This is a genomic window from Spirochaetales bacterium, assembly GCA_016930085.1.
Lineage (GTDB): Bacteria > Spirochaetota > Spirochaetia > SZUA-6 > JAFGRV01 > JAFGHO01.
In genome coordinates this window covers 1-7,468 of record JAFGHO010000091.1, presented here as the reverse complement: position 1 = coordinate 7,468, position 7,468 = coordinate 1, and the positions used below count along the sequence as shown (strand labels likewise).

The 7,468-nt window shown below is 39.7% G+C and carries 10 protein-coding genes; 4 read left to right on the top strand and 6 right to left on the bottom strand.

All coding sequences use genetic code 11. The features are described 5' to 3' along the window. Together JW881_15590 and JW881_15585 are read left to right on the top strand one after the other, a co-directional pair. Window positions 1-769 (top strand): HNH endonuclease (locus tag JW881_15590; GenBank protein MBN1698940.1); only part of this gene is annotated, 769 nt, incomplete at its 5' end. 21 nt (window positions 770-790) lie between these two features. Continuing rightward, window positions 791-1,243: an SMI1/KNR4 family protein gene (locus tag JW881_15585; protein ID MBN1698939.1), complete on the top strand. Its 453-nt coding sequence runs from the start codon at window positions 791-793 to the stop codon at window positions 1,241-1,243. Window positions 1,244-1,356: 113 nt separating this feature from the next. Here the strand turns inward: JW881_15585 and JW881_15580 are convergent, their stop codons facing one another. Continuing rightward, complete coding sequence (locus JW881_15580) at window positions 1,357-1,578, bottom strand: GxxExxY protein (GenBank protein ID MBN1698938.1); 222 nt, start codon at window positions 1,576-1,578, stop codon at window positions 1,357-1,359. Between the two features lie 64 nt (window positions 1,579-1,642). Here JW881_15580 and JW881_15575 point away from each other — a divergent pair, with 64 nt between their 5' ends. Beyond that, entirely contained in the window at window positions 1,643-1,867 is a 225-nt protein-coding gene (locus JW881_15575) for a type II toxin-antitoxin system HicB family antitoxin (GenBank protein ID MBN1698937.1), read from the top strand. A 43-nt stretch (window positions 1,868-1,910) separates the two neighbouring features. Then, window positions 1,911-2,057: a type II toxin-antitoxin system HicA family toxin gene (locus tag JW881_15570; protein MBN1698936.1), complete on the top strand. Its 147-nt coding sequence runs from the start codon at window positions 1,911-1,913 to the stop codon at window positions 2,055-2,057. Here the strand turns inward: JW881_15570 and JW881_15565 are convergent. From JW881_15565 to JW881_15545, 5 genes are all read right to left on the bottom strand, one after another. After that, on the bottom strand, window positions 2,041-2,370 hold the full coding sequence (locus JW881_15565) for a GxxExxY protein (GenBank protein MBN1698935.1): 330 nt from the start codon (window positions 2,368-2,370) through the stop codon (window positions 2,041-2,043). The two genes, JW881_15570 and JW881_15565, sit on opposite strands and share 17 nt — an antisense overlap. A gap of 318 nt (window positions 2,371-2,688) precedes the next feature. Beyond that, window positions 2,689-3,855: a glycosyltransferase family 4 protein gene (locus JW881_15560; protein MBN1698934.1), complete on the bottom strand. Its 1,167-nt coding sequence runs from the start codon at window positions 3,853-3,855 to the stop codon at window positions 2,689-2,691. Further along, complete coding sequence (locus JW881_15555) at window positions 3,852-5,261, bottom strand: hypothetical protein (protein ID MBN1698933.1); 1,410 nt, start codon at window positions 5,259-5,261, stop codon at window positions 3,852-3,854. The genes JW881_15560 and JW881_15555 overlap by 4 nt, the downstream gene beginning before the upstream one ends. Further along, window positions 5,258-7,261, bottom strand: a complete 2,004-nt coding sequence (locus tag JW881_15550) for a glycosyltransferase (protein ID MBN1698932.1) — start codon at window positions 7,259-7,261, stop codon at window positions 5,258-5,260. Before JW881_15550 ends, JW881_15555 begins: the two co-directional genes overlap by 4 nt. Beyond that, a partial coding sequence (locus JW881_15545; protein ID MBN1698931.1) for a hypothetical protein occupies window positions 7,258-7,468 on the bottom strand: 211 nt, incomplete at its 5' end. The genes JW881_15550 and JW881_15545, both read right to left, overlap by 4 nt.

Genomic DNA, 7,468 nt, shown 5'->3' with positions numbered 1-7,468 from the left:
TCCTAATAATTTTAAGACGGTGATTTCAACTACCAACGGCACTGATAGAGTTACTATTATAATAGGGTATATAGATTATCCAGAAAATAATATTGATCCTGTTATTACATATGATGTGCCTCCCGGTTTCCAGCCGCCTTCTGATATAAGGAGAGATATTAATAAAGTAATAGAAAGACAAAATAAGTATGACAAAGATACACATAATATTCTTGTTGATATTGGAAGAAATATTCATCCTGCTCTCTATTTAATAACTATTGTATCTGCATTATCTATTTTTAGTCCTGCTACTCTAGGTGAAATGATGGTAGCAGCGTACATTGAGGATGCTTTCTGTAATGTTAATGATGCAGCCACAAAATGGTTGGGAAAAAATAATGAAACGTATACAAATAGACTTATTAAAGCGTCAAATCCAAAAAGGGCCAATAAAGTGATAAATGGTGTTGAACATGATATTCTAGGATTTCCGATTTTTGATTCATTATATGACGCTAATATCGATCCAACCCAATTTGAGCTTGGAGATAAAGCACATAAAAGAGAAGCGATTAAGCAATTAGCTGAAGCTATACAGAATAATGAAGATATAGCTAATCGTTTTACAGCAGAGCAAAAGGAAACGATAATAAATTTACATAAAACCCCTGATGAATTTAGATGGCATCATCATCAAACTCCAGGAAAATTACAGCTTGTAGATGAAGGACCGCACTCTGCAATTGGGCATACTGGTGGTATGTTTATTTGGGGAGGCGGGAGATGAAAGAGAAAAGGAGATATTTATATGAGTAATAATGTAAAATGGTTTGTGAAAAAAAAAGATATTTCTGATAAAGAAATTATAAAAGTTGAAAATATTTTTAATATCAGATTTCCGGAAGATTATAGAGAATGTGTCAAGATAAATAATGGCGGAGCACCAAAACCGGAGGCATATGATTTTAAGGATCATAAAGAAGCTGTATTTGAATGGCTGTTAAATTTTAATGAAGGATTGGCAAACAATATAATAAAAACGTATAATGCAATTAAAGACAGATTAGTGGACAATATCTATCCTTTTGCCTCGGATCCATTCGGAAATTATATATGTTTTGATTATCGAGAAGATAAAAAAGCACCAAAAATTGTGTTTTGGGATCATGAAGTTGCTTCAAGATATCCTGAAGACGCTATTTCCTATATTTGCGATAGTTTCAGTGAATTGCTTGACAAGCTCTATGAGCCAGATGATTAATGAATATTATTGTGTAATGATCCATTCAGACAGGTGGAATGTGAAAGAATAAATGCGGTGGATGCAAGACGGCGAAGCGGTATAGATATGTAGGGTGTGGGGATGATTCCCCCTCACTTCTTTCCCCCGCACGCATTAACAAACCGATTCCATTGAAGCCGCACGGGGTAAAAGTTGAACAAATACCCGACCGGAATACCGGAAAGCTTCAGGTAATTGATGATATGCGATTCTATGCCGGTTGTTATCTGCCGAATGGATTTGAGTTCGAGAATGATCTTTTCGTCGACGACGATATCCGCGATGTAAGCCCCGATGTATTCATCCCTGTAGATAAGTGGGAATTTTTAACTTGAAATATGAGTTAATAAACGGTTATAATTTCAGCAAGGAGTATGTATGAACTACAAGGTTTCCGTTGTTATTGAGAAAGACGAATATGGATATTATGCCTATTGTCCCGAACTTGAAGGTTGCCAATCACAAGGTGACAATTTTGAAGAAGTTATGGAAAATATAAAAGAGGCGGTTGAAGCATATATGGAAACACTCAGTGATGATGAAATAGCGGAAGTATTGAGTAAGGAAATCGTTTCAACAAATGTTGAGGTTATAGTTGGCTAAATCGCCAAGAATGACGGCAGTTGAGGCGGAGCATTTGCTATTAATGAACGGCTTTGAAATAATCCGTATAAAGGGCAGTCATAAAGTCTTTTTTAGGGAAAATCGTCGTATTGTTGTTCCGTTTCATTCGGGGAAAATACTTCATCCTAAAATTGTCAAACAAGTTTTAAAAGCTATTGGTGGAGATTGAAAACCGGCATACCGGAAAGCCTGAGGTAATTGATGATCTGCGCTTCCATACCGGCGGTAAGCTGCCGAACGGATTTGAGTTCGAGAATGATCTTGCCGTCGACGACAATATCCGCTATATACGCCCAGACATATTCATCCCTGTAGACAGAGTACACCTGTTGCATCTGTAACGGGATACCGTTATATTTTAGTTCGACGACAAGCGCCCCCTGGTAGGCGCTTTCAGAAAGGCCGGGGCCGAGGGTATTGTGAACCTTGAATGCAATCCCCAGCACGTTATACGAAAGATCTTTGTAAAGAAACGAATCCATGGCAAGCCTCCTTGAAGTTTTTCTTCCCTCTCAATCCTTTTTTTTGCCGCTGTCAAGAGTCCGAGCGGAGGGAGGACGAGAGACATTTGCGTTATATGTAATATGAACATAATGCATGTATTTTGGTATTAATATTGTTACGGCTATGATAGCGCAAATGTCTCCCCTTGCTCTTGACAGCGGCGAAATAAAGATTACAATTGAAACACCTTCAAGGTACAGCAGATTACGCGGATACCTGCGGCTGGTAGATGACGCGGATCGGGAGTGTCGCCGTAAAGTTTGAGTTATATACCGTTCTTGAAATTCTCGACAATCCTATGAGGAGTGAATACGATTACCTCTGTCATCGATATAGCTTTTATAGATATCCAAAGTGCGTTTCGCGATGGTATTCCATGAATATCGAATGGCAGTCGCATAACCTCTTTCAGCGATTGTTTTCATCATTCCGGGATTATCGTAAAGCTTCTGGATCAATTTCGCTATTTCCAATGGGTTAGTCGGATCATTTATCAGTAAACCATTTTCCCCATCCTGAATAATATCACAGGCGCCCGCTTGTCGTGACAGGATCACGGGAACGCTGCAACACATGGCTTCCAGTACCACGTTTCCGAAAGGTTCGTATAAAGTCGGCAGCACCAGAACGTCTCCTGAAGCATAAAATCCGCCCATTTCCTTTTGATCGCCGGCAAAGATTATTCGTCTTTCAAGACGATATTCGTTGATAAGGGATAAAAGATACTCTCTTCGAAACGGATCATCACCGACCACCAGAATTTTGATCAATTCATTGTTTATTTGTTTCAAAGCTTCAATGAGAAACTTGAGTCCTTTCCTTAAATGATAATATCCGACAAACAGAATAATGAAATCATTTTCGGTAATGAAATGTTTTTCGCGGATTTCTTTTCTGTATGTTCTGCTGGTCCGGAAATCGAATTTTTCCGGATTTACACCATTCGGAACCACATCGATGTCATCCGGTTGTCTGCCAAGGAGTGTGACGATATTCGTTTTCATTCTGTTTGAAACAGCGATAATCCGGGTTCTACTTTTCAACGACATATTATATTCGGAAACAGGAAACAGTAGTTTATAAGTATGAAAATATTTATCTGTTATACCGGTATCACAGATTTTATTCAATCTTCTTATCCTCTTGATGCCGGCTCTGGGAAAGGCGTGGCTTGTAAAAATACCGCCTTGATACAGACATGGATCGTGAAAATGTACAACATCAAATCGGTATTTTCTGAGTAACAATCCGGCAATAATGAAAAAGAACAACTCATTGATAAAATGACGCGGAAATAATGCGGGCAAAGAATGAAAAAAAATCTTCTTTGTATCCACGTCTTCACAGGTTTGACTGAATATATGAACTTCGTGCTTTTCGGAAAAACATTCTGCCAGGTTCGCCACGACACTGGGAATTCCCTGCCGTTTATTACAGTAGCGGCTGATGAGCGCGATTTTCATTTTAAATCATAGGCCTTTCGTTGTTCTGTGCTGTTAAGAATACGCATGAGGTATTTCAGCTGTTTTTTAAAATCCAAACTCAGATGATTGATTTCTGCACGTGAATATTCCAGCATGTTGTAAATAATCTGCAGGTGCAGGGTTTTACTGATACGCCTGAGGTTGATTATTAGTGAATAAGGGCAGGCGGCGTCAGGATGTCTGTTGTAATCTTTCATGTAGGTTGAGACTGTGCACTCATCATCGCCGGTAAAATTTGTGAATTCATTTATAAAACCGATAAAATTGAATAGGATGTTATATGGCAGGGAGTCTGCTTTTTTATTGAATTCCGTGTTCTCAAGCACTATCTCCTTTACTATTTCATATCCCCGTCCTGAATGGGGAATGCATTCAAGGAGATGTTGAGTCTCTGTTATTTCATCCAGTGGATATCCACTCGCACCAGGGGAAATATAAACCGGAAATGTAAGCCAGAATGGTCCAAGGGTTCGTGTTATTGTAAGCGGGCCGATTTCCCAGTTTCTGCCGTGATTGACGAGGTGGATGATAATTCCGGGTATGTTATAAAAAGCGCACAACGTCCGGCCCATGATGGTAAGGTAACACGCGAACGCGCCCACCTCATGCGTTCTGAGAATTTGTCTGGACTCGTGGCATTCTTCGGGAGACAAAATGACGGTTTTTATATCCGCCATATTACGTTCGATGCGCTGAGTCCTTTTGAGAGGGCGGACGGCAGGGTTTGCAATATGAACCGAATCAAGTATGTTCTCCCAGTAAGCGATCTCGTTCATGCATACACGACTTTGTGAGAATTCATATATCTGTGTTAATGCATCGGGATAGGAACCGGTTTTTTTATGAAAACAAATTTCCTTTCTTTGTTCGCATTGATTGTATCCGCGGAATATATCGCCGACGATTATTTTGAACGATATGCCGTCAAACAATAAATGATTGGTGACTAAATAGAGAAAATCGCCTGTTTTTGCTTTATATAATTGTAAAACAAGTACAGGTCCTGAGAAAATATGTATTTTCCCCTGGGCGTTTATCATTTCTGTATCTATTGCCGCCGCGGTGTCGGTTGCTTTCATAACGTTTATTTCTTCAAAAAGACAGGAAGTAAATGGATGCGCGATGCGCCGTTGAAAGAACGCCGTATTCTTCTTGAAAAACCGAAAGGAAAACGCCTCATGGTAGAGACTCAATTCCCTCAAAACCTCAGCGAGCGGTTCTTTCCGCCAACCTGGTTTTTTAAAAAGCAAATAAGAAAGATTCCAGTGATTCGGATTTTCCAAAATTTTAAGCAGTGATTTCTGAACAGGAAACAACGGAAATGTATCAGTATCATCAGGGATATTTACTTTATTCGATGCTCTTTCAGGGAACAAACCATTCATATGAAATTTTTACACCTGTCACAAATAATGTGTCGATTACCGTAAACCTTCCGTTTTCCGGTAAAAATCTTTCGTGAATGCTCAAAATAATCGTTATGCCAGATTTGCTTTAGGGTTTCTTTTTTTATATCGCCGAATGCGTTGCTTTCACTCGTAATTACGGGGCAGGGAACAACTTTACCATCTGGACAGATAACGAGTGTTTTGAATGGAAATGGACAAAAACGGAGACCTGGTCTCGATGCAGAACGCCTGCTGTATGGCAGGTAAACAGGATTGATGTATTTCTCCTGTGCAGGAAGCCACCCGGATTTTCTCGATTCCAGTGAATCAGGGAATTCGATGTCGGGAAGTACTTCGCCGAGTCCAATCGGTACCAGTTGCAGCGTTACTCCAATCTCCGCTGCTCGTTTTCTGGCAATATTGATTTCATGTTCGTTGTATTTATGAACGATATATTTCCAGATTATCTCCTGAGTTTTTATTTTTAATCTGTTTCTTGTCTCGACGGCAAGACGTAAATTGGAAAGCGCCAGGCTGTAATCCCCGCCGCGCCTGTATGCCGCATAAGATTCCCGTGAGGCACCATCGATGGAAACCGTGAGTACATCTATTCCGGATTCAGCCAGTGATTGAAAGAACATCGTGTCCCTGTGAAAACAGAAATTTGTATCAATATAAATAATGAACTCTCTCTGTTTTAAGTACCGGATGATAGCAAAAATATCCGGGTGTAAAAAAACTTCTCCCCAGCTGAACAGATGAATAAGGTTCAGAAATGGGAAATCCTTTACAATCCGATCCGTCAGTGATGCAAGGGTTTCAAAATCCATCCGGGTTTTTGGGAAATCAAGTTTTTTCAAACCAGTCGGACAAAGAGGGCATCGCAGGTTACAGATATTTATCGGATCCAGAACGATTTCGCGGGGAGCCGAAGCCTTTCCCGTCAATAAATACTTTATATATTTAGTGAGAGATTCTGTATTAACAAGAAAATTATTAATCTTTTTACCGTGTAATCGTTTAAAAGAATTATACACCCTGCTTAAGCTGGTCAATAATTTTCTCACATGCAGCTTTTTTTCCCTTTTTTTGGATAACAATTTCTTGTACCGGCAATATCGCAGCTCATGTTGTAGTTCTTCCGAAAGATATTGCATTCCAATGAGAATGATAAAAGGAAAATAGAAAATGACATGATAACGTCTTGAAGAGAGTATATAACGAAGCATGCCAAAAAACTGCCGATGAATATAGTAAAAAAAATAGTAAAAAATGATGTGAAGCTCATTTTTTAGAAAGTCTCTGTTCACATAACCTTTTACCCTGATATTAAATTGGGTTTTCGCCCAATTTCGTGCATGCCGCATCGCGGCTTTAAGGGATAGCCTGTTCATGTGTTTTGCTTTAGCAAAAGGATGAAAATAAATCTGAAATCCTTGCTTTGTAATGCCGGAACAGAATACAAAATCTTCGGCATAATCGAGGCTTTCGTCAAAGTAATCGATGACCGGGAGTATATCTCGTGATATACTGAAATTTGCCGTGGTATGAAACGCGGCGAATCCGGGTTTCAGCCCGGGGTTAAAAAGAAACCAGGAAAAGAAATCATCGCACACAGCCCAGTAGGTTTTGTTTTCTCCTTCAATTCCTCCGCCGACGGCCTTAACCGGCAGACGGTGTTTATTAAAATAAAGATGAGCACGCGCATGCTCGTATAACAAATCAGGGAAGGCGGTGCAATCGGCATCAATAAAGAGGAGAATATCTCCACGAGCCTCCATGATTCCCGTGTTGCGGGCCCTGGAAACTCCTCTGGTTTTTTCATGAAAATACCGGACATTATATTGTTTTATGAATACTGCTGTTTTATCGCTGGAATTATTGTCGATCACAATCACTTCCATTTTGTTCTTCGGATAGTGCTGACTGAGTATGCTTGAAAGACATTTTCTGATTGTCTGTTCACCATTATAGACAGGTACGATCACAGAGATCATCGGATATCGATCAATAATGAATTCCCGTATTTTATATATGTGCTTGCCGGCCATTTATAAATTCCGATTATTGTAAGCGATTGTATTCGTTTTATGCCTTCTGTAATCGTCAGGAAATAAGTAACCGTCAATTTCAACCCGTCACCTGCACCGGCCTGCTTCTGCCGAAAAGAAAGCAGGAGGTAAAAGAATGAACAGGAAAAATGA

Bases quoted from the DNA above. Each gene is read 5' to 3' on its own strand.
- JW881_15575 (MBN1698937.1), top strand. From the start codon at position 1,643: ATGAACTACAAGGTTTCCGTTGTTATTGAGAAAGACGAATATGGATAT.
- JW881_15555 (MBN1698933.1), bottom strand. From the start codon at position 5,261: ATGAATGGTTTGTTCCCTGAAAGAGCATCGAATAAAGTAAATATCCCT.
- JW881_15570 (MBN1698936.1), top strand. From the start codon at position 1,911: ATGAACGGCTTTGAAATAATCCGTATAAAGGGCAGTCATAAAGTCTTT.
- JW881_15560 (MBN1698934.1), bottom strand. From the start codon at position 3,855: ATGAAAATCGCGCTCATCAGCCGCTACTGTAATAAACGGCAGGGAATT.
- JW881_15585 (MBN1698939.1), top strand. From the start codon at position 791: ATGAGTAATAATGTAAAATGGTTTGTGAAAAAAAAAGATATTTCTGAT.
- JW881_15565 (MBN1698935.1), bottom strand. From the start codon at position 2,370: ATGGATTCGTTTCTTTACAAAGATCTTTCGTATAACGTGCTGGGGATT.
- JW881_15550 (MBN1698932.1), bottom strand. From the start codon at position 7,261: ATGATCTCTGTGATCGTACCTGTCTATAATGGTGAACAGACAATCAGA.